We start from the raw sequence: 22,374 nt of genomic DNA, 5'->3' as shown, positions 1-22,374 counted from the left end.
GTACGAGGAGAAATCTATGGCTAAGCAGCTTTTCAACTTGTTGAAAATTAGTTAATTCTAATTCATCCATAGATTTTCCTGCGGAGAGCTCGTTTCACTCGGTTCTCTCTTCGTTCGAAATGACGATTATATGAATTGCCAGACCTTTTGAGACACCCTCTATTATCTACGCTATCTACCTGTAGTTCCTAAAAAACCTTAAATTTTGTTAAGTGGCATAATAATTGTCTGTTGTAACACGTTAACAGTAACAAAAAAGTTGCAAAAGAAGTAAGGAAAATAAGGAGAGATACATGTATAAAGTGAAGAAGAGAATAACCATCATCATAGGCATTGTAGGCGTGCTAGGAACATCCATTTTATTGACCAATTGTTTATCGGGCGTATCAAGAGAAAAAGAAAATACAACAAAACCACTGGCCCTTCCCGTCCATGAAGTAGCGTATTCGGATGCGGTCACGGTCAAAGACTATATCGGTAATATCGAGGGTAAAGTCAATGTAGAGATACGTCCCCAAGTAGAAGGGCTGTTGCAGGAGATCTATGTCGACGAAGGTGAGTATGTCGAAAAGGGGCAAAAGCTGTTTAAGATCGACCCTTCTACATATCAGGAAAATCTCAATAACATGATCGCTACGGAACAAGTGGCCAAGGCAAAGCTCAAAAATGCCAAGCTCGAAATAGACCGTCTGAAGCCTCTGGTAGAGAACGATGTTATTTCGGGAGTCAAATTGGCTGCTGCACAATCCGATTATGAAGTGGCCAAAGCTACACTGGATCAAGCTTCGGCTGCGGTAAGAAGTGCACAGATCAACAAGGATTTTACGACCATCACCGCACCAGTCAGTGGATATATCGGACGCATACCCAAAAGGGTCGGTAATCTGGTCGGCAAAGGAGACAAAGAGCCGCTGACCTATCTGTCCGATGTGCAGGAAGTCTATGTTTATTTTTCCATGAGTGAGTCGGATTATCTGTATTTTTCCAAGATGCAGGCCCATCAAGATAGTATCCATGGTGTGCAATACAATGAAAACAAGAAATTGACATTCCCAGACGTCACGCTCGTGCTTGCCGATGGTGAAGAGTATCCGAAAAAAGGGATTGTCGATGCTGTCAATGGACAGGTAGATCGGACGACCGGCGCCATCTCATTACGTGCCACATTTCCTAATCAGGGAAATATGTTGCGATCAGGAAGCAGCGGAACGCTCAAGGTAACCGAGGTCAAAAAACAAGTTATCCAAATACCACAGGTTGCCATTAGCGATTTACAGGATAAGACTTTTGTATTTGTCGTCAATAAAGATAATACCGTACAGCGCCGAAATATTACGATCTCGGGTAAGAGTAAGGCCAACTACATTGTCTCGGAAGGGTTAAGTGCAGGAGAGCGTATCCTAGTCAGTGGCTTTGATAAATTGACAGACGGATCGGTTATTACACCTATTTAGTATTCTCAAAAAACGGATACATAATTTTTTTGCAGGTGTTGTTTGTCTGGTTTTTTAAACTTATCCGACGAACGGCAGTACTACTTATTCATTACTATGCTCAAACAATTTATCAGCCGACCTGTCCTCGCTACAGTCGTATCTATTCTACTGGTCATATTGGGGCTCGTGAGCCTTGTCATGCTCCCGGTTTCCCGGTTTCCCGAAATAGCACCGCCTAGCGTTATTGTTTCATTGAGTTATCCGGGAGCCAATGCGGAAACAGTGGCTACCAGTGTGCTTTTGCCCATAGAGGAAGCTATCAATGGGGTTGAAAACATGACTTATATCAAGTCTTCTTCCTCCAATTCCGGATCAGGTTCGGTACAGGTCTTCTTCAAGACGGGAACCAATCCTGAAATTGCTTCTGTAAATGTACAGACCCGGATATCCAAGGCTACCAGCGCCATTCCTGCTGAAGTCAATGAATCGGGCATCACCGTCATGCCCCGGCAGAGTGGTGTGATCATGACGATCAACCTCTATTCGGATCATCAAGACACGATCTATGACGAGACCTTTCTACAGGCCTATGCACAGATCAATCTCATGCGTCCCCTGCTGCGGGTAGACGGAGTGGCTCAGGTATCTCGGTTGGGAGCCAGGGATTACGCTATGCGGCTGTGGCTCAATCCCGAAAAACTGGCACTTTATAACTTGATCCCCAAGGATGTCATGGATGCCATCAAGGATCAGAATTTTGAGATTGCTCCGGGAAGATTTGGGGAGACCTCGGGAGAGGCTTTTGAAACCGTCATCAAGCACAAGGGGCGCTTGACCCAGCCGGAGGAGTTTCAGAATATCGTTGTCAAAACCAATAAAGATGGATCGGTCCTGTATCTAAGGGATATTGCAAGGATTGAATTCGGTGCAACGAATCTGAGCAGCGACAATAAGGTCAATGGGTATCCGGGACTTACGCTCAATATCACACAGACAAGCGGATCCAATGCCCATGATATTGATGTCGCTGTGCGTAAGGTGTTGGAAGAACAGGCCAAGTCTTTTCCCAGAGGTATTCATTACGAAATCACATATTCTGTACGGGATCAGATCGATGAATCGATCAATCAGGTCAAGCACACTTTATTTGAAGCATTTATACTGGTTTTTATCATTGTCTTTATCTTTCTACAGGACGTGAGAGCTACCTTGATACCAGCGATAGCCATTCCGGTATCTTTGATCGGTACATTTTTCTTTTTGCAGCTGTTTGGGTTTTCGCTCAATGTACTGACCATGTTTGCTCTTGTACTGGCCATCGGTATCGTTGTGGATGATGCGATTGTCGTCGTGGAGGCGATATACCATAAAATGCAAAGTACGGGCATGAAGGCAAAAGAGGCTACTTTGTCCACCATGTCCGAAATCACAAGCGCTATACTTTCCATTACGATGGTCATGGCCGCTGTGTTTCTTCCGGTAGGGTTTATGGAAGGTCCGGCGGGGATATTTTTCCGACAGTTTGCTTATACATTAGCTACGGCTATCCTTATTTCGGCACTGAATGCCTTGACACTTAGCCCCGCATTATGTGCCTTGTTGCTCAAAAGTCCTACAGCTCGTAGAAAAGAAGAAAAGAAAAATCACAGTAAATTTCAACGATTTAAGATCGCTTTTTTCGAAAACTTCAATACCTCTTTTGAGCGGGTGACCTCCAAGTATCTTGTTGCGGTCAACTTTTTGATCCAACGTAAAACAATAGCCTGGTTAGGATTGGGTGTGATAACAGTTATTGGCGTGATTTTGATGCTCAGAGCGCCCAAGAGTTTCATTCCTACAGAAGATGATGGCTTTGTTACCTATGTGTTGGCCATGCCTCCCGGAGCTTCGTTGGCTCGTACCACCGAAGTGCTTCATCGTGCAGACAGTATATTAAAACACCGTGCAGACATCTTGGGTATGACCACTGTATCGGGCTATAATGCATTGGAAGGAAGTTCCAGTTCGGCTTTTGCTACAGGTTATATCAACCTGCTGCCCCATGCCGATAGGAAAAAGACAAAAGATATCAAGGCTTTTATGGATAGCGTACGATCAGATCTTTCGCAAATCAACGAGGCCCGTTTTTCTGTGTATCCAAGGCCTACCGTGCAGGGATTTGGAGATTTTGCCGGGGTAGAGATGGTCTTGCAGGATCGTATGGGTGGAGATATCCGTGATTTCAATACGATAGCGGACACCTTTATCAATCAACTCAACGAGTTGCCGGAAATAGCAACAGCATATACCAGTTTCAAAGCCAACTTCCCACAATATGAAGTCAATATCGATGTAGTCAAAGCTAAATCCTTGGGTGTGAGCATCAATGCACTGATGTCCACGATCCGTACTTACTTTGCCCGTGTGCAAGCAGGGGATTTTAGTCGGTTTGGCCGTCAATACAGGGTGTATGTACAGTCTGATTTTGACTTTAGAAAGGATCCGGAATCGTTCAATTCGATTTTTGTCCGTAACAATGAAGGCAAGATGGTCCCTGTCAGTACGGTGCTGACACTAGAAAAAGTCGTCGGCCCTGAAACCGTATCCCGCTATAATCTATACAATGCTATTTCGGTCAATATTACACCGGCGAAAGGATATAGTTCCGGCGATGCTATGGAAGCTATACAGCAGTTGGCTGAAGACAGGCTTCCCGGTAATTACGGCTATGAATGGACAGGAATCAGTTTTGAAGAAAGTCGTTCAGGATCCCAGACTGTGCTTATTTTTGCATTGAGCATCTTGTTTGTTTATTTTCTGCTTGCCGCTCAATATGAAAGCTATATCTTGCCATGGGCAGTACTGCTGTCTGTACCTGTCGGGTTGATAGGTGTATACTTGAGCATTGCTCTGGTTGGATTACAAAATAATATTTATGTACAAGTAGGTCTTATCATGCTGATCGGATTATTGGCCAAGAATGCTATACTGATTGTGGAGTTTGCTGTACAGGAACGTCGGAGGGGACAGACTATTGTATATGCTGCGGTCAATGGAGCCAAACTTAGGCTGCGTCCTATATTGATGACCAGTTTGGCTTTTGTCGCGGGCTTGATCCCGTTGATGTGGACCGTGGGCCCTTCTGCTATCGGCAACCACTCGATCAGCTACAGTGCAGCAGGCGGTATGCTGTTTGGTGTGACCTTTGGCGTATTTATTATTCCCGTCTTGTTTGTGGTATTTAAGACTCTTGACGAAAAAGTGAAAGCCATGTTAAATAAGGAGGAAGATTAAATGATAAAATGGAAAAGTATTCAAGGATTGGCCGTAGGAGCTGTTTTTGTCCTCCTTGTCGTGCAGGGCTGTAAGGTTGGTCATCGGTATAGCAGGCCAGATCTGGATCTTCCCGAAAAGTATAGGGGAGACGTTATCGACAGCACAGCAGATACGGCCGGAATGGCACATGTACATTGGGGGGATTTTTTTCAAGATTCTATATTGAAAGATCTTATCGATACGGCTCTGCAAAACAACAATGATGTAAAGACGGCCTTACTCAACTTACAGATCGCCAACCGTCAATTGTTGCAAAATAAAGCAAACTACCTACCTTCGGTCGATATGGACATTGCCACGGTCAATAAACAATGGCGATCTAGAGACTTTGGCTCTAACCCTGCTTCCAGATGGTATGATCGAAAGCAGACAGATGCACCTGATGATTGGTTTACCTATGTGTCCCAGTTTGGGACACAGCTCAACTTCAGTTGGGAACTGGATATCTGGGGCAAGATCAGTAATAGGAAAGACCAGCTATTGGCCGAGTATCTGGATACCGACGAAGCACGAAAAGCTATACAGACCAATCTCATTGCGCAGGTGGCCAAGGGCTATTTTAATCTACTGATTTTGGATGCAAAAATAGAGGTGGCCAAGCGAAATGTCATGCTCAATGACAGTACCATTCGTATGATCAAATTGCAATATGATGCGGGAGAAATTACAGCGCTGGCCATTCAACAGACTGAATCCCAACGGCTTTTGGCCGCCTCCCTTGTTCCCGAGCTGGAAAAAGAGATCATATTGCAGGAGAATGCATTGCGTATCCTGTCCGGAAAGTTGCCCGATGCTGTCAATCGCAGTCGCGATGTGGAACATATCTTTGGCACTACGGGCGAACCACCTATATCCCTAGGTGCGCCATTGGACATTCTTCGCAATCGTCCGGATATACGCAGTGCAGAGTTTCAGCTTATTGCGGCTAACGCAAAAGTGAATATTCAGCAAACGATGCGCTATCCTTCATTGAGCTTAGGAGGAGCATTGGGTGTAAATTCCATGTTGCCACAAAATTGGTTCAATATTCCTGGTGCGTTGCTTGGGAATGTCAGTGCAGGATTGACAGCTCCGATCTTTCGAAACAAAACACTCCGAACACAATACGAAGTGGCCAAATTGGAGCGGGATAAGGCTGAAATAAGCCTTCAAAAGCAGGTATTGGAAGCCGTCAACGAAGTGTCGAACGCTATTGTCACCGTGGACAAGCAACGTGAGCAACTGGCTCTTGCCCAACAAAGGGTGGACAATGCCCAGCTCGCCGTCCGCAATGCCAACCTATTATTTAGAAGTGGGTATGCAACATATCTGGAAGTCATCACTGCACAGGGTAACGCCCTCAACAGCGACCTTGCACTGGTCGAACTCAAACGCGAACAACTCGAAGCCTTTGTCGACCTGTACCGTGCTTTGGGTGGGGGATGGGAGTAGATAATTACGAATTATAGAATTATGATATTATTTATTCATAATTTATCAAACTTCCATTGCACGTAGTTGATGTTCTTGTCCTCCGCCAGATATTTACGCTCGTAGTATGTCTTGATAGCAAGGACATCGTTCACTAAATCTGATTGGTATAGGTCAGTTGTTTCCTTTAGTTTGGGGAGTTCTTGTAACGCGATTTGTTCCAACGTATAGGCGTAGAAGCCATCGTTGTCCGTCTTGAGGTGCATAATGCCACCCCCTTGAAGAATGCGATTATATTTTGCCAAAAAGCTCGGATTCGTCAATCTTTTTTTCTCCCGGCTATCCTGTGGTTGTGGATCGGGAAAAGTAATCCATATCTCAGACACCTCGTTTTCGGCAAAATGCTCGAGAATGGTCTCGATCTGAATACGTAAAAAACCGACATTGTCAATCCCTTCTTCCAAGGCTGTCTTTGCACCGCGCCATATCCTGTTGCCTTTGAAGTCGATGCCGATAAAGTTCTTTTCGGGAAACATCTTGGCCAGATTGATCGTGTACTCACCCTTTCCACAAGCCAGTTCGAGGACCAAAGGCTTGTTGTTTCCAAAAAACGTAGAAGCCCACCGTCCTTTGTATTCTTTTCCGGCGTCTAGTTGGACTACATTTTTGAATGTAGCCACCTCTGCAAATTTCCTTAGTTTATCCTTGCCCATAATCCATATTGAGCTGCAAAAATAGGTTATTTTTTCTGTTCAAAGACTTCTGAAGTTTAACTTTATTTTTATATTTTTAAAGGCAAAGTTGAGGGTTTCGCTGTTTCAAGACTTCGGAAGTTTGTCCGATTTTATCTAAGTTTGCAACAATCAATACACTTAATCCGTGGAAAAGGAAGATAAGATATATGTTGCCGGTCATAGAGGGATGGTCGGTTCTGCTATTTTGAAAAAACTTCAAGAAGAAGGATTTAAAAATCTCGTAACCCGTACATCCCAGGAGTTGGATCTCCGGGATCAGGCTGCTGTAGCGGAATTTTTCAAATCAGAAAAACCTCAATATGTGTTCCTTGCAGCAGCAAAGGTGGGCGGAATAGTCGCAAATAATACCTATCGGGCCGATTTTATCTACGAAAATCTGGCTATACAAAACAATGTCATACACCAATCTTACGTTCATGGTGTCAAGAAATTGATGTTCTTGGGTTCTTCCTGTATCTATCCCAAGATGGCCCCGCAGCCCTTGAAAGAGGAATATCTCTTGACCGGCACGCTGGAACCCACGAACGAACCTTATGCCATCGCAAAGATCGCAGGTATTAAAATGTGCGAAGCCTATCGTGCACAGTATGCTTGTAATTTTATATCGGTCATGCCGACCAACCTGTATGGTTACAACGACAACTACCATCCTCAAAATTCGCATGTGTTGCCCGCACTTATCCGTCGGTTTCATGAGGCTAAAGAAAACGGTGTGTCCGAAGTGGTGATTTGGGGTACAGGTACGCCGCTTAGAGAGTTTCTCTTCTCGTCCGATCTGGCGGATGCCTGCGTATTTTTGATGCAGTATTATGATGAACCCCAATTTGTCAATATAGGTGTTGGCGAGGATATCCCTATCAAAGATTTGGCCTTGCTGATCAAACAGGTCGTCGGGTATGAAGGGGACATTTCCTTTGACCGTAGCAAGCCGGATGGTACACCGCGCAAACTGATGGATGTGTCCAAGATCCACAGTCTAGGCTGGAGACATAAAATCCCTTTGGAAGAAGGCATCCGATTGGCGTATGAGGATTTTAAGATCAAGAATTTATAGAAAATAATGTAGAGACGTAAGAGCTTACGTCTTTTGATGCCGACATTTTAAACCCTAGACAAAAAACGAAATCTGACATTTTAAAATAAGTTGCTTATTTTTGCGTTATGATTCAGTGTGAAAATCAGCTAAGTACCTATTTGGAAGAGACATGTGATGAGGAGAACGGGTTGCTGAAAAAGATACATAGGGAGACCTATCTGAAAGAGACCATGCCGCACATGCTGTCCGGACATTACCAGGGAAGGGTGCTGTCCATGGTCAGTAAGCTTGTTCGGCCAAAACAGATTTTGGAAATCGGTACATTTACGGGCTATGCTACATTATGTCTGGCGGAAGGCTTGCAGGAAGATGGTACGATTCATACGATAGATATCAACGAAGAGCAGGAAGAACGGGTTTCAGCTTATTTTGCGGAGTCACCTTATGGCTCCAGGATACACTATCACATTGGTGATGCTATAACGGTCATCCCGACGATAGCAGGAATGTTTGATTTGGTCTTTATCGATGCAGACAAGAAACGAAATCTGACCTATTATAATATGCTGATAGATCGTATCCCCCCCGGAGGTGTAGTGTTGGTAGACAATGTTTTGTGGAAAGGCAAGGTTTTTGATAGTAACCCGGATAATCAGACTAAACAGGTCTTGGAATTAAATCATGCATTGGCGGAGGACAAGCGTATGGAAAAATTGATCCTCCCGATTAGAGATGGGCTTTTTGTATTACGCAAAAAGTAAGGTTGAACTAAAAAAAAGAATATGCAGAAATCGTTATGTAAGCTATTGTTGACTTTCCTATGTTGTGTATGTGCAGTCATGTTGGGATTTGGGCAAAAGAAATTTACGCCATCCAGCTATATTGAGGAGTACCGAAGTGTTGCACAACAGCTCATGCAGGAGACCGGTGTTCCGGCGTCAGTCATATTAGCCGTAGCGATCCATGAGAGTGCCTATGGCAATAGCCGGATCGCTAGACATCTGAACAATCATTTCGGCATCAAAGGTAAAAACAACAGTAAGGCAATCCGGTCGGCATACAAAGGCTACGAGTCTACATTGGCTTCTTATAGGGATTTTGTTGGCCTGCTGAGAAGAAAGAGAACCACACAACCCTTGTTTAATGAAAAGTCCGCGACAGATTACAAGGCGTGGACCTTGGCCATAGCCAGGTCGGGCTATTCGGTCACAAAGGATTGGAGACATAAAGTACTTTCTACTATAGACAGGTACAATCTGGATGAGTATGATAAGGAGGCGGTCAACTAGTATTCATAATTTATGGTAAAATCATTATTCGCATTATTGGTAGCGCTTACATTGTTCTCCTCCTGTGCGACCAAGCGAGGAAGGACGTCCAATCCACCGTCTAAGACCTCCACACAGCGAAACTCTTCCTCTGGTGTATCCCTTTCGGGGCAGGCCTACATCAATCAATATAAAGATATTGCCATCCGTGAGATGAACCAATATGGCATACCGGCCAGTATCAAGCTGGCACAGGCCCTATTGGAATCAGGCAATGGTAATAGCTACCTGGCCAGAGAGGCAAACAACCATTTTGGGATAAAGTGTGGCGGAGTTTGGAATGGAAGGAGTGTCAGGCGCGCCGATGACAACCCAAACGATTGTTTTCGGGTGTACGATAATGCAGAGCAGTCCTTTAAGGATCATTCTCAATTTCTGTTGAGAAAACGGTACGAAAAGTTATTCACATTGGACAAAAATGACTATAGAGGATGGGCCAAAGGCTTGAAAGAAGCCGGGTATGCCACCAATCCCCGCTATCCCGACCTATTGGTTGATCTTATCGAAAGATACGAACTGTACCGATACGACCGGGGAGAGACGATTGTGGAGAAAGAAAAGCGAGAAGAGGTTGTAGAAAACATCATCGAAGTAAAAGAAGAGACCCAGCAGGTCGCCAAGACCGAAGAAATAAAGCCTCCGGTGGCGATGGTCATCCATGAGGTAAAGGCATCGCAAACCTTGTATGGTATCAGTCGTCAATACAATGTTACAATCGAACAAATCAAGCAGCTAAACGGTCTGGAAAGTGATAATCTGTCCATAGGACAGCTATTGGTCATCACAAAATAGCTTTAAAAGTTGTTAAATAGTATTCAAGTCATCAATCTATAATGTAGTTTTACAATTGTGAACACAATTGTCGGCTTTTTCTGTGCATTCTTTTTATTTTTGCTGAGTGCTGTTGCAATGGGACAGCAGAAAGTGGCCGGCTTGGTTTTGGACAAGGATACCCGTCAGCGTGTAGCCAAAGTCTTGTTGGTAAACAATACATCCGGGGCAAATGTCTTCAATAATGCGAAAGGGGAGTTTCACCTTGCGATGAAAAAAGGGGATGTGTTGATTGCCAAGCGGGAAGAATATAAAAGCGACACCTTAGTATACGAGGGTGAGCAGGTGATGGTGGTTTATTTGGAGAAAACATCGATATACATTGAGCCGGTCACGGTTGTTGCGAAAAAAAGTCCCGATCAGATACTGGCACAACGGCGGATCGATTATGCAAAAGCGTATAAACTTGCCGATCCGGGAGATTATTTTTCGGTAGGGCCCAATGGAGCAGGCCTGAGTATCGGCACAATATATAATTTGCTGAGTAAGGAGGGAAAAAATGCGCGAAAGCTGACGGCTTATTTTCAGAAAGAATATGAGGAGAATATGATCGATCTGAAGTTTTCAAGAATGTTGGTCAAAAATGTCACAGGATTGGATGGCGAATTGTTGGACAATTTTATGTTGAGGTACAGACCATCCTATACCTTTGTACAGATGGCAAATTCTTATCAGATGACAGGATATATTCTTTCAAAATACGAACAGTTTAAGATAAATCCGTACTATAAGCCGTTGCCGGACTTAATGAAAATAGAAATTGATGAAAAATAAAATAGAATTGATTGACTATAAACACGTACTAGGTGTCTTTTTAGGACTTTGCTTTGCTTGTGGTGTATACGCTCAGGAGAATCTGCGAGATCTTCGCGACAAACCTCAGACCACATTGACTAAGCAGGATACCGTCTCTAAAATACAGGTCAACCCTATTCAGGTACCTATACCCAAATTGGGTTTGGAGGTCAATTATTGGAAACATTGGACCAAGTTTGGGATCAATGCCAATCAAGCCTCGTTTAGCGAAAACTGGAGTGCGGGGGGAGTCAATTCATTTTCGTTGGGAGGTACTTTATGGCACAAGTCCGATTATACCCGCAATAATTTCAATTTCGTGTCGGAAGTGGATCTGAAATACGGTAAAATCAAGAACGATAAGCAGCTGGCGAAAAAAAATGTCGACCGGATTTTTTGGGACAATAAGCTATCCCACAAGATTTCGGCCAAATGGGCTTTGTTCTTTTCCCTTACTTTCGAGTCGCAGTTTGATGTAGGGTATGCGTATATGTCCTACAAGGAAACCAATCCGGAGACCGGAGAAGAAGAAACCAAGGAAAGGGTAAAAGATGTTCAAACCGCTTTTATGGGGCCCGGATATTTCACCGAATCGTTTGGTTTGGAGTACAAGCCTGACAAGACCTTTTCGCTACGGCTCGGTACCGGTACAGCTCGTCAGACCTTGATGATCAACTCCAAATCCAAGCCTTTGACGATAGATGAATATGCTGAGCGTTACCCCGACAATCCACCGATAACTGCTGACCAGAAGAAGTTTGGCCTTGATCCCGGTTATACTATCCGAAATGATCTGGCTTTTCAGATTACAGCCAATCTTGACAGAAATCTGTCGGACAATCTGAATCTCAAATCCCGTTACAATATGTTTGCCGACTACAAGGAGCTGAAAAATCCAGATCATCGTCTCGACGTCACATTGTCGGCAAAAGTGACGAAATTGGTAAACGTGACTTTGACAGGTATCATGCTATACGACAATGGTTGGAAGCCGGATGATGCACCCAAAGCGAAGGTACAGTGGAGCCAGGCATTGGCATTGGGCATGGTGTTTGCCCTACCAAGATAGTAGTAGTTGGATATAATGAGAAATTTTTCCTTTCTTGTGGTCGTTGGTTTGTTGCTCTTCATGGCAAGTTGTGTGTCCAGGAAGACGACGACTGTGGAGCTGAAGGGAAAGGAACCACTGCCCGGACGGATTATTGTCGATACAGCTGTTCTCCAACAGGCTGTACAAGAAGTCGTAAAGGATACGATAAAACCAGACATACCACTGTTGGATACCTCTTTGATACCAATTGCTCCCCTATTGACGCCGGAAGAGCGACTTGCTGAGCAAAAGAGAAGCGGGATATACAAACAGGCTGATTGGGCCAGTGCTATTCATTATGATCTGCGCAAACCTAATTTTGTCATTATCCATCATACCTCACAAAATAGTGTAGCCCAGACCATACGTACATTCCAATTGGAACATACACAGGTCAGTGCACATTATGTCGTAGGAAAGGACGGCCAGATCGTCCAAATGCTTAATGATTATGAACGTGCTTGGCATGCCGGACGTTCAAAATGGGGAGCAGTCACCGATCTCAATTCGGTATCCATAGGTATTGAATTGGACAATAACGGAAGGGAGCCTTTTCCGGAGCAACAGATTGGAGCTTTATTGGTGCTTTTGGATACCCTAAAGACACGGTATAACATTCCACAACTGAATTTTATAGGTCATGCTGATGTCGCTCCAACGCGCAAAGATGACCCCAATGCTTTTTTCCCGTGGAAGAAGCTTGCCGAGAGGGGCTTTGGGATATGGTATAATGAAGATTACCTATTGGAGCCCCCTGCTAATTTTAACCCAGTGGATGCTCTTAAGATCATAGGATATGACACCAGCAATCTTGGGGCAGCTATTCGTGCCTTCAAGCGTAAGTTTATTGTTAACAAGGAGGTCGATACCATATTGACTTCGTACGACAGGGCTGTTTTGTACGACCTGTATCGAAAGTATTATTAATAAGGAAAATTATGAATTACGAATTGAGAATGAATAATTTCCTAATTGGTAATTCATAATTATAACAAATAATCTACTTTTCAAAAGCTTCTTTGATCTTGTCTACATAGTCCAGTTTCTCCCATGTAAACAATTCCACTTCCATTTGCTTTTGTTCTCCTGTAGAGCTTTCAAACGTTTTGACGACCGTACGTGGTGTACGACCCATGTGTCCATATGCAGCTGTTTCCGAATATATGGGTTGACGCAGTTTTAGACGGTTTTCGATACTATAAGGAGTCATGTCAAACAGTTCACCTATTTTTTTTGCTATTTCGCTGTCCGAATAACCAACTTTATTCGTGCCGTAGGTATTCACATAGATACCCATTGGATCTTTGACACCGATAGCGTAGGAAATTTGCACGAGGATCTCGTCGGCTATACCTGCGGCCACGAGGTTTTTGGCGATGTGCCGGGTAGCATATGCTGCCGAACGATCTACTTTTGAAGGATCTTTGCCCGAGAAGGCCCCGCCTCCGTGAGCTCCTTTGCCTCCATAAGTATCCACGATGATCTTGCGACCTGTCAGTCCGGTGTCCCCGTGTGGCCCCCCTATGACGAACTTGCCCGTAGGATTGATATGGTATTTGATCTGATCGTTGAATAGCGCTTGCAATTCAGGTTTTAGCTGTGCTTTGACGCGAGGAATTAAAATGCTCTTGATATCTTCGGCAATTTTTTTCTGCATTTCCTCTTCCGAACCGAACTCGTCGTGCTGTGTAGAGATGACAATGGTATCGATACGGATAGGCTTATGGTCATCACTGTATTCCAGTGTGACCTGCGATTTTGCATCAGGCCGCAAATAGGTGATTTCCTTATTTTCACGTCGGATGGCTGCTAGTTCGTACAGCAACCTGTGTGATAGATCCAAGGCCAATGGCATATAGTTGTCTGTTTCGTTGTTGGCATAGCCAAACATGATGCCTTGATCTCCGGCACCTTGATCTTGTTTTGTTTTGCGATCCACACCTTGGTTAATGTCCGCTGACTGCTCGTGTATAGCCGAAAGCACGCCACAGGAATTGGCTTCAAACATATATTCAGACTTAGTATAGCCTATTCTTTCTATCACCGAACGGGCAATCTTTTGTACGTCAAGGTAAATATTAGACTTGACCTCTCCAGCAAGGACGACCTGACCGGTCGTTACCAAGGTTTCGATGGCTACGCGGGAATCTTCGTCCCAAGCCAGAAAATTGTCTATCAGTGCATCCGATATTTGATCGGCGATTTTGTCAGGGTGTCCTTCAGATACAGATTCGGAAGTAAATAAGTATGCCATAAGAATGTTTAAAAAATTATAGAAGGATGGAGAGCGCGTACGAGCGTAACAAGTGAAAAACAGATGTTTGTAGCGGTTTTTAGCACTTTTTTTTCGTGGTTGCAATCTCCTTCTTTACTTTTTGCAGTAAAATGCAAATCAATCCACTTTTTGTCGCCACAAAGCTACAACTCTTTCTGAATTAATAAAAGTTAATTATATCTTTACATTTTAGTCAGTGAATATCCATGCAGGAGCAGAAGAAAATACTGTTTGTCATCAACCCTATTTCGGGCGGCAAAAAGAAAACGGCTTTTAAGAAGACCGTGTTGGAGGTATTGGATTTGGAGAGGTTTCATCCGACTTTTCAACAGACCACGGGACCAAACCATGCCTATGAAATTGGCAAGCAGGCCATAGCGGATGGTTACGATGCTGTGGTGGCTGTGGGGGGAGATGGCACGATCAATGAACTTGGTTCGGCTCTGCTTGGTAGTGATATACCCTTAGGTATCATCCCCGAAGGCTCGGGCAATGGACTCGCCCTCTATCTGGGGATTCCGCTGAATGAGACTGCTGCACTGAGACGTATTAATCGGTTTGATGTACAGGAGGTTGATTCCGGTATAATCAATGAACATCCATTTTTCAATATTGCCGGTCTGGGCTTTGATGCTTCTGTGAGTGACAAGTTTGCCAATGAGCAGTTGCGGGGTCCTGTAGGCTATCTTCGGACGGTCATCAATGTATTGGGCAAATACAAACCATGTCGATACCAGCTGACCATAGACGGAGACGAGTGTGAGCGAGAAGCCTTTATGATCAGTGTTGCCAATTCACCGCAATATGGCAACAATGCTTATATTGCACCCAATGCTTCGGTCAACGATGGCGTGTTGGATGTGTGTATTGTCAAGAAATTCCCCTTGTATATCTTACCGATGATGGTATTCCACTTGTTCAATCGTTCGGTAGATCAGTCCGAATATGTGGAAATCATTCCCGGCAAGGATATAAAGATCAGAAGAACGGATCACGGTCCGGTGCATGTCGATGGAGAGCCTCTGAATATTGAAGGAGATTTGCATATCCGGGTACAGCCGGGGTCGTTAAAGATTATTTGTTAATTGTAGGCAGTAGGCTTTAAGCTCCAGGCAATAGGCTTTCAATTTACTACTGACCACTGACAACTTACTACTGACAACTAAAAACATGGCAAAACAAAAAAAACAACGCTTTGAGGGTATCGTATTTTCTACTGATGCTGACTTTTCTTACCAAGAGGCCGAAGAATATATCGAGACAGAAACGATCCCTAACGAAAAACAAAAGCTCAAAGTACTGTTGGACAGAAAGGCGCGGAAAGGTAAAACAGTGACTATTGTAGAAGGATTTGTGGGTTCGGATGAAGATCTACAAGCATTAGCAAAAATATTGAAGCAGAAATGTGGCGTAGGGGGAAGTGCCAAAGAAGGGGAGATTTTGATACAAGGAGACTTCAAACAAAAAATATTTGACTACTTGAAAATCAATGGATATGGAGTCAAAATGCATGGATAAATTTTTTATCTGATACTAAAGAGGTCGTTCCGAGCGTTTTATGAGGGAAAATTGAGGTCTATGTCGTTTTTGTGTCGCACTTCAATATGAGTGAATGCTTACTTATTTTTAACATTTAACGATTCATTAATTTGCATATCAGAAAAAAAATGGTTTTTATTGCATAATATTTGGTACGGAAATGAGAGCTATGAGTCCAAAGACGTACAGGGAGGATATGATTGCCGCTGATGCTCATCCTCTTTTGAAAAAATGTAGAGAATGCTTTCAAATTAATTACAAAAAAATTTGACTTTTATTCCAAAATGGTATATTTGTTATGGAAACGTCAGTTTTTAAGTAACAGTTTTTGCATATAAACAGGATTAACAATAATAATTTAAACAAAGTAAAAATCTAAAAATTAGTAAAATGGCAAACGCACCAAAAACTAACAGCCCAGCAAAAAAAGAAAGTGGCAATTCAGGTAATTTATTTGCGAGTTTAGCAATCATTATTTGTCTAGTGATCGGTTTTATCGTGTATAAATTTGTAATGGGTAATCCATCAAACTTTATCGACAATAATCCAGAAAACCAACCATTACCAGGTAACTATTTAGGGATGGTTTATCATGCAGGAGCCATCGTGCCTGTTCTTCTCGGTTTATTCTTGATGGTATTTGTTTTCTCTATCGAGCGTTTTATCGTGATCAACAAGGCCTCAGGTACCGGTAATGTAGGCAACTTCGTCAGAAAGGTACAGTCATTGTTGAAGACAGGAGGTATCGATACAGCTATCGCAGAGTGCGACAAACAAAAAGGTTCGGTTGCCAACGTCATCAAGGCAGGCTTGTTGAAATACAAAGACGTAGAGGCTAACCCTGGCTTAGATGCAGAAAAATCAGCCTTGGCTATCCAAAAGGAGATCGAAGAGACTACAGCATTGGAGATGCCTATGTTGGAGAAAAACCTTAACGTACTGGCTACATTGGTTTCTATCGGTACATTGACAGGTCTATTGGGTACGGTAACAGGTATGATTCGGGCGTTCTCGGCCTTGGCGACAGGTGGTGCTCCCGATTCAGCTAAGTTGGCAAACGGTATCTCTGAGGCCCTTATCAATACGGCTACAGGTATCGCAACTTCAACCTTTGCGATCGTATTCTACAATATTTTGACCGCCAAGATCGACAAATTGACTTACTCTATCGACGAAGCCGGCTTCTCTATCGTACAGACGTACGCGGCAAACCACAAGTAAGATCGTTGCTGCCGAAAAAATAATCTCACTTTTTTTATGGAAAGTGATTCGGCAGAGCATCATTAAGGAAAGAGAATAGAGTTGTTCATTTTATAAAGATTAAAAGAAATGGGAAAAGCAAAAGTAAAAAGAGCCAGTACATCGATCGATATGACGGCGATGTGTGACGTATCTTTCTTGCTTCTTACGTTCTTCGTTCTTACAGCAACAGCGAGACAACCCGAGACATTGACTGTCGATACGGCACCCTCGTATTCCCAAGCGAAGCTTCCCGATGCCAACCTGGCTATTATTACGGTAGGTGACGAGGGGAAGGTATTCTTCAGCATGAGTGACCAAAACGTTCGTGTAGAGACATTGAGAAGTATGGGTAGTATCTACGGTATAGAGTTTACGCCTGAAGAACAAACCCAATTCCAAGGTATGGAAGACTTCGGAGTTCCTATCCGTAATATGAAGGAACTTTTGAAGATGGATCCTGCCACAAGGGCTACGGTTCAGAAGGGAATTCCGGTGGATTCAACTACGAATCTGACGAACGAGTTGTCTTCTTGGGTGAAACAAGCAAGGCTATCGTCTGCTAAGATATTGAAGAACAGAGCAATTGAGCTAGGGAAGGATCCGGACGATATCGATTTGCTGACTGTAGCAATTAAAGCAGACGCGAATGAGAAGTTTCCAAGTTTGAACTTGATCATCGAAACGTTACGTAACCAGAAGCAGAATAAGTTTAGTTTTGTGACTGGACTTAAATCGGCTGATCAATAACATTAAAAGCAAATGGCAGAATTAAATCAAGATTCCGGTAAACAAGGCAAAGGCGGGAAAGTAAGAGCCAAGAAGAATGGTGGTAAGGTCGACCTTACAGCGATGGTGGATTTGGCATTCTTATTGATCACTTTCTTTATGTTGACCACTTCCTTGAACAAACCGCAAGCCATGGACGTGGCCATGCCGGACAAGAATGTGGAGACAGACAGAAAGGATGAGGTAGATATCGATGAGCGCCGGAGTGTCACACTAGTACTAGGCTCTGATAATAAGATGGTGTGGTATCAAGGAGTCGTAACCAATCCGCTCCAAGGTCCTACAGTGGTGGATTATGGCAAGGATGGTTTGCGGGCCGTTTTATTACAGGTAAAAGCTCAGGTACCCCAACAAACAGGCGGTAAAGATGTCATCGTGGTCATCCGTCCAAGTGAAAAGTCCGTTACCAGGAATATCATCGATGCACTAGACGAAATGAAAATCGCAGACATCAAGCGCTATATGATATCAAACCGCATCATGAAAGAAGAGGTTGAGCTATTGGAAAAAGAGAATATATATAACGATTAATGGTTATACGTATTGTCATAAAATAGAAAAGATATGTCTAAATTAAATATATTCAAGAGCGAGTGGCTTGATGTGGTCTTCGAAAACAGGAATAAGGACTATGGTGCGTACGAGTTGCGCAAGCTGGGCCCCAAAGCTACGAATACGGCGCTACTTATCGTTACGGTAGCCGTAGCAGCGTTCAGTATTCCGCAGGCATTTAACTTGAAGCTGTTCAAGAGCTCAGAACCTCCCAAGGAAGAGATTGCTTTCACCGAAGAGCTGACCTTGGAGGACTTGCCAGAGCTTCCTGAAGAAGAAGAAAAGCCACCTGTACAGGAAGAGGCTCCGCGGATTGCCGAGTCTAAGCCTGCACTGGATGTCGTGGCCTTGCCCGAGATCAAACCAGTGCCCAAAGAAAAGGTCGTGGAAGAGGTGGAAGTAGCTACTACGGAAGAAGCTACGGATAAGAAGAAACTGATTGGTCCTGTGGCCATGAAGGGGATGAAGGGTGGAAGCATCACGACCGAAGGAAAATGGGGTACTAAAGATGTGGCCGGTTCGGCTACGGGTAGTACCAAAGGTGTAGAAGGTGGTACAGGAGAAGGGGACCGTATATTCGAGTCTGTGGAGATCAACCCATCACCCAAAAAAGGTATGGACGCATTTAGAAAATGGATTGCTGATAACTATCAATATCCTTCCGGAGCGATCGATGCCGGAGTGAAAGGAACGATCACGGTTTCATTTGTCGTAGAGAGAAATGGCGAATTGACTGATATCAAAGTGCTGAAGGATTTGTCCTATGGTACGGGTCAGGCGGCCATCAATCTGTTGAAGAAAGCGGAGAAATGGAATCCGGGGATACAGAACGGACGACCGGTACGTGTCGCTTATACCCTGCCTATTCGTTTGGACTTAACGCAAATGTAAGAATGGGGTTTAGTACCAACTCAAGAAATAATAAATTTGGACAGAAATCGCCTACACAGCGATTTTTGTCCATTTTGGGGCTGTGCATGTTCTTGTTTTATTTTGTGCTTGGGCTCTTGATTATCTTTTGGAAAAATTTTCCATTGGAGATTAATCCTGCTTACAAAAACATGTTTGGTATTTTATTGATCGTTTATTCGTTTATGCGCTTTGCACGATTATGGCAGAACAATTTCATGCGTTAAAAAGTGTTAAGTCTTAATCCTTTTACAAAAAAAATAATCATATTGACATGAAGGTTGGATGGAATGCGATTGTTCTTTTATTCGTTTTCCTTTTGATGATAGGATGTAATTCTAATCAGAAAAAGGAAAAAAAGGACGATATCCTATCAGGAGTGCTCCCGGTCAGTGTGGACGAGACCATCCTACCTTTGTTTTTGGAGCAGAAAGAGGTCTTTGAAAGTTCGTATTACAACGCCAAGATCAATACATTGGCCAATCCGGAGGTACAGGCGGTGAACACCCTGCTCAAAGGCGAAGCACATATCGCTTTTATGGCTAGGGAGCTTTCGCAGGAGGAAAAGGAGCACTTCAAAAAGAAGTCTATCTCGGGGAGGATCTATCCTGTAGCTTATGACGGGATTGTCCTTGTGACCAATACGGGCAGTGCGGACACAAGCATGCGTGTGGACGAGGTCATCGAATTACTAAAAGGGAATAAGGTAAAGAATGTCAGGCTGGTGTTTGACAATCTAAACTCAAGTATCCTTCGATATTTTGTCGAGGGAGGTAAGATCGAAAAGGTGGCCAACACATACGTAGAGACGTTGAGCAGCAGTGAAGAAGTATTGACAGAGGTAGCAAAAACAATAGATAAAATTGGTTTTATAAGTTACAATCAATACTTATCTTTGAAAAGTTCTTTTACAGAAATGGATAAAATTCGTATCTTAAGCGTGCTAAACGAGGAAGGTGGCAGATCACGGTACGTGTTGCCTTCGCAGGCGAACCTTTCGACAGATGAGTATCCATTGAAGCGAACGATATATGTGTTGAACTACCAACCCAATATGGGACTTGGGATAGGTTTTTCGGCCTTTATGACCGGAGATAGAGGACAACGCATCGTGTTGAAATCAGGTCTTTTGCCCGCGACCATGCCGGGTAGGGAGATTATCATTAGAGATGAAATAAATTTGTAAATAACATAAGATTGTAAATAAGATGATGACAAAAAGTAAATTATTTTTGAGTCTATTCATGGCCGGAGCAATTGTCGGTTCGGCAAATGCCCAGAGCTTGAAAGATGCAAAAGCAGCGATTGAGGCCGAGCAGTATGACAAGGCAAAAGACATGCTGCAGAATTTGGTAACCAAAAAACCAAAGGATGGAGAGAGTTACTTTTATCTAGGTCAAATATATCTGATCAACGAGAAAGTTGATTCGGCAGCGACTATATTTAACCAAGGGGTTACCAATGCACCGAAGGAAAAATTAAATCAGATCGGTTTGGGTATTGTGGATCTGGAGAAGGGTAATGCAGCTGAAGCTGAGCAAAAGTTTACGGCAGCTACATCTACACTAGGCAAAAAAGACTACCTTCCATTGTATTATGTGGGACGTGCCTATATTGATGCGCCTAAGCCGGACTATGCAAAGGCTATTGATTACCTGACACAGGCTAGAGCCAAAAATCAGAAAGATCCGGACATTTTGGTAGCCCTTGGTGATGCCTACAGTGGGATTCCAAATGAGGCGAGCCAGGCATACGTCAATTATCGTGATGCATTGAATATCAATCCAAATCTGGTAAGAGCACACGTTGGTCAGGCTGTCATCCAGCGTCGGGCACAGGCATACGATGTGGCTTTGGAAAACTTAACGGAAAAAGCAACCGAGTATCCTAATTTTGGGCCGATCTACCGTGAATTGGCGGAGACACAATTGCAGTTTGCAAAGACGTTTCCAGACAATAGCGATGAGGAAAAGGCAAAGTATGAAGCTGAAATCAAGAAAGCAGTAGATTATTACAAAAAGTATCTTGAGGTAACGGGAGATAAATCTGTTGAAGCAAATGTTCGCTATGCTGACTTCTTGGTATGGGGACAGCAGTATGATGAGCTGAAAAGCGTTGCTCTTCAATTGTCCAATGTACCAGGTGTCGATGCAAAAGTATACCGTTACTTGGGCTTGATCGCAGTGAATCAGGATGGTGACTTTGAAAAAGGGGTCGAGTATTTTGATAAACTGTTTGCAGAAGCTGATACAAGCCGCTTGATTGATCTGGACTATTTGTTTGCAGGTTTTGCTAATATCCAAACCGGTAAGCAGGACAAAGGTATTCCGTATTTGAAAAAAGCATTAGAGAAAAATCCAGAAGTTATGCCCGAGATCGGTTCTGCCGGTATGTTGGCCTTCCAACAAGGCAACTACGAGGTAGCGGCGGCGATCTTGAGTGTGCCTGCACAGCAGCAAGGTACGGATTACTACTACGAGGCGAACTATGTATTGGGCAACGCTAACTTCCGCTCAGGTGTAGCGAAGAAAGATGCTGCAACAGCGGCGGCAGGAGCTGATTCTGCAAATGTTGCCCCGGTAGATACCGCTTCCTATATGCCTTATTTCAGGAATGCGTTGAAGGTATTTGATATCATCATCAAATCCAACGACCAGAAAGTTTATGATGAATATCTAGCCGGAGCGTTGTATTTGACAGGTTATGTCAATATTTCACTGGACAATGTCAATCCAGAAACTCCTGAATTGTGCAAGGGCTTGTTTGTTCCGGCTTTCACACAGTTGACCCAATTGTTGAAAGACAAGCAATTGCAAGGCAAAGAATTGACCGAAGCAGAAAGAGGATATTTGGTAGATGCTTATAACTATATTGGTTATTTCCATGTGACCAAAGAAGACTACAAGAGTGCTTTGGCTTCTTTCGAAGAGACTGTAAAAATAGCTCCAGACGACGAATTTGCGAAAGCATATATCGAATATCTGAAGAGCTAGCATAAAGCTTAATAGCTAAAAAAGCAATAGCCCAGGGTCAAAACCTCGGGCTATTGCTTTTTTAGGTAATTATATATTTCTT

Annotated in this window: 20 protein-coding genes; 18 read left to right on the top strand and 2 right to left on the bottom strand. The window is 43.5% G+C overall.

Annotation, left to right across the window (positions count from 1 at the left end; genetic code table 11):
- The first annotated feature begins 293 nt into the window (after positions 1–293).
- From G5B00_RS11925 to G5B00_RS11915, 3 genes are all read left to right on the top strand, one after another.
- Positions 294–1,454: an efflux RND transporter periplasmic adaptor subunit gene (locus tag G5B00_RS11925; RefSeq protein WP_163875469.1), complete on the top strand. Its 1,161-nt coding sequence runs from the start codon at positions 294–296 to the stop codon at positions 1,452–1,454.
- A gap of 96 nt (positions 1,455–1,550) precedes the next feature.
- Positions 1,551–4,709, top strand: a complete 3,159-nt coding sequence (locus G5B00_RS11920; protein WP_163875466.1) for an efflux RND transporter permease subunit — start codon at positions 1,551–1,553, stop codon at positions 4,707–4,709.
- Positions 4,710–6,182 (top strand): efflux transporter outer membrane subunit, encoded by a 1,473-nt coding sequence (locus tag G5B00_RS11915; protein WP_163875464.1) that lies wholly within the window; start codon positions 4,710–4,712, stop codon positions 6,180–6,182.
- Positions 6,183–6,217: 35 nt separating this feature from the next.
- On the opposite strand, the gene trmB is transcribed toward G5B00_RS11915, so the two are convergent.
- Positions 6,218–6,874 (bottom strand): tRNA (guanosine(46)-N7)-methyltransferase TrmB, encoded by a 657-nt coding sequence (gene trmB / locus G5B00_RS11910; protein ID WP_163875462.1) that lies wholly within the window; start codon positions 6,872–6,874, stop codon positions 6,218–6,220.
- Between the two features lie 166 nt (positions 6,875–7,040).
- Here trmB and G5B00_RS11905 point away from each other — a divergent pair, with 166 nt between their 5' ends.
- From G5B00_RS11905 to G5B00_RS11875, 7 genes are all read left to right on the top strand, one after another.
- Positions 7,041–7,970: a GDP-L-fucose synthase family protein gene (locus G5B00_RS11905; protein ID WP_163875459.1), complete on the top strand. Its 930-nt coding sequence runs from the start codon at positions 7,041–7,043 to the stop codon at positions 7,968–7,970.
- 107 nt (positions 7,971–8,077) lie between these two features.
- Positions 8,078–8,713, top strand: a complete 636-nt coding sequence (locus G5B00_RS11900; protein WP_163875456.1) for an O-methyltransferase — start codon at positions 8,078–8,080, stop codon at positions 8,711–8,713.
- A gap of 21 nt (positions 8,714–8,734) precedes the next feature.
- Positions 8,735–9,241: a glucosaminidase domain-containing protein gene (locus G5B00_RS11895; protein ID WP_163875453.1), complete on the top strand. Its 507-nt coding sequence runs from the start codon at positions 8,735–8,737 to the stop codon at positions 9,239–9,241.
- A 12-nt stretch (positions 9,242–9,253) separates the two neighbouring features.
- Positions 9,254–10,072, top strand: coding sequence for a glucosaminidase domain-containing protein (locus G5B00_RS11890; protein ID WP_163875450.1), 819 nt, complete (start codon positions 9,254–9,256; stop codon positions 10,070–10,072).
- Positions 10,073–10,129: 57 nt separating this feature from the next.
- Positions 10,130–10,885, top strand: a complete 756-nt coding sequence (locus G5B00_RS11885) for a hypothetical protein (RefSeq protein WP_163875447.1) — start codon at positions 10,130–10,132, stop codon at positions 10,883–10,885.
- Positions 10,875–11,975 carry a DUF3078 domain-containing protein gene (locus G5B00_RS11880; protein WP_163875444.1) on the top strand — a complete coding sequence of 367 codons (1,101 nt, stop codon included), beginning with the start codon at positions 10,875–10,877 and terminating at the stop codon, positions 11,973–11,975. The genes G5B00_RS11885 and G5B00_RS11880 overlap by 11 nt, the downstream gene beginning before the upstream one ends.
- 15 nt (positions 11,976–11,990) lie before the next feature.
- Positions 11,991–12,923: an N-acetylmuramoyl-L-alanine amidase gene (locus tag G5B00_RS11875; protein WP_205966807.1), complete on the top strand. Its 933-nt coding sequence runs from the start codon at positions 11,991–11,993 to the stop codon at positions 12,921–12,923.
- 73 nt (positions 12,924–12,996) lie between these two features.
- On the opposite strand, the gene metK is transcribed toward G5B00_RS11875, so the two are convergent.
- A complete protein-coding gene (metK, locus tag G5B00_RS11870) occupies positions 12,997–14,250 on the bottom strand; it encodes a methionine adenosyltransferase (protein WP_163875441.1) in 1,254 nt (417 codons plus the stop codon).
- A gap of 227 nt (positions 14,251–14,477) precedes the next feature.
- Here metK and G5B00_RS11865 point away from each other — a divergent pair, with 227 nt between their 5' ends.
- From G5B00_RS11865 to G5B00_RS11830, 8 genes are all read left to right on the top strand, one after another.
- Positions 14,478–15,356 (top strand): diacylglycerol/lipid kinase family protein, encoded by an 879-nt coding sequence (locus tag G5B00_RS11865; protein WP_163875437.1) that lies wholly within the window; start codon positions 14,478–14,480, stop codon positions 15,354–15,356.
- A gap of 85 nt (positions 15,357–15,441) precedes the next feature.
- Entirely contained in the window at positions 15,442–15,789 is a 348-nt protein-coding gene (locus G5B00_RS11860; RefSeq protein WP_163875434.1) for a translation initiation factor, read from the top strand.
- A gap of 411 nt (positions 15,790–16,200) precedes the next feature.
- The gene (locus G5B00_RS11855) at positions 16,201–17,031 is read left to right on the top strand and encodes a MotA/TolQ/ExbB proton channel family protein (protein ID WP_163875432.1); all 831 of its coding nucleotides are present in this window, start codon (positions 16,201–16,203) and stop codon (positions 17,029–17,031) included.
- A 108-nt stretch (positions 17,032–17,139) separates the two neighbouring features.
- Positions 17,140–17,799 (top strand): ExbD/TolR family protein, encoded by a 660-nt coding sequence (locus G5B00_RS11850; RefSeq protein ID WP_163875428.1) that lies wholly within the window; start codon positions 17,140–17,142, stop codon positions 17,797–17,799.
- Between the two features lie 12 nt (positions 17,800–17,811).
- Positions 17,812–18,369, top strand: a complete 558-nt coding sequence (locus tag G5B00_RS11845) for an ExbD/TolR family protein (protein ID WP_163875426.1) — start codon at positions 17,812–17,814, stop codon at positions 18,367–18,369.
- Between the two features lie 33 nt (positions 18,370–18,402).
- Entirely contained in the window at positions 18,403–19,281 is an 879-nt protein-coding gene (locus G5B00_RS11840; protein ID WP_163875423.1) for an energy transducer TonB, read from the top strand.
- 292 nt (positions 19,282–19,573) lie between these two features.
- Positions 19,574–20,485: a PstS family phosphate ABC transporter substrate-binding protein gene (locus G5B00_RS11835; RefSeq protein WP_163875420.1), complete on the top strand. Its 912-nt coding sequence runs from the start codon at positions 19,574–19,576 to the stop codon at positions 20,483–20,485.
- A 22-nt stretch (positions 20,486–20,507) separates the two neighbouring features.
- Positions 20,508–22,292 carry a tetratricopeptide repeat protein gene (locus G5B00_RS11830; protein WP_240894475.1) on the top strand — a complete coding sequence of 595 codons (1,785 nt, stop codon included), beginning with the start codon at positions 20,508–20,510 and terminating at the stop codon, positions 22,290–22,292.
- Positions 22,293–22,374: the final 82 nt, after the last annotated feature.

The organism is Parapedobacter sp. SGR-10 (assembly GCF_011030405.1).
Classification (GTDB): domain Bacteria; phylum Bacteroidota; class Bacteroidia; order Sphingobacteriales; family Sphingobacteriaceae; genus Sphingobacterium.
Note: the sequence above shows the minus strand (reverse complement) of the source record. Positions and strands in the feature narration are given on the sequence as shown.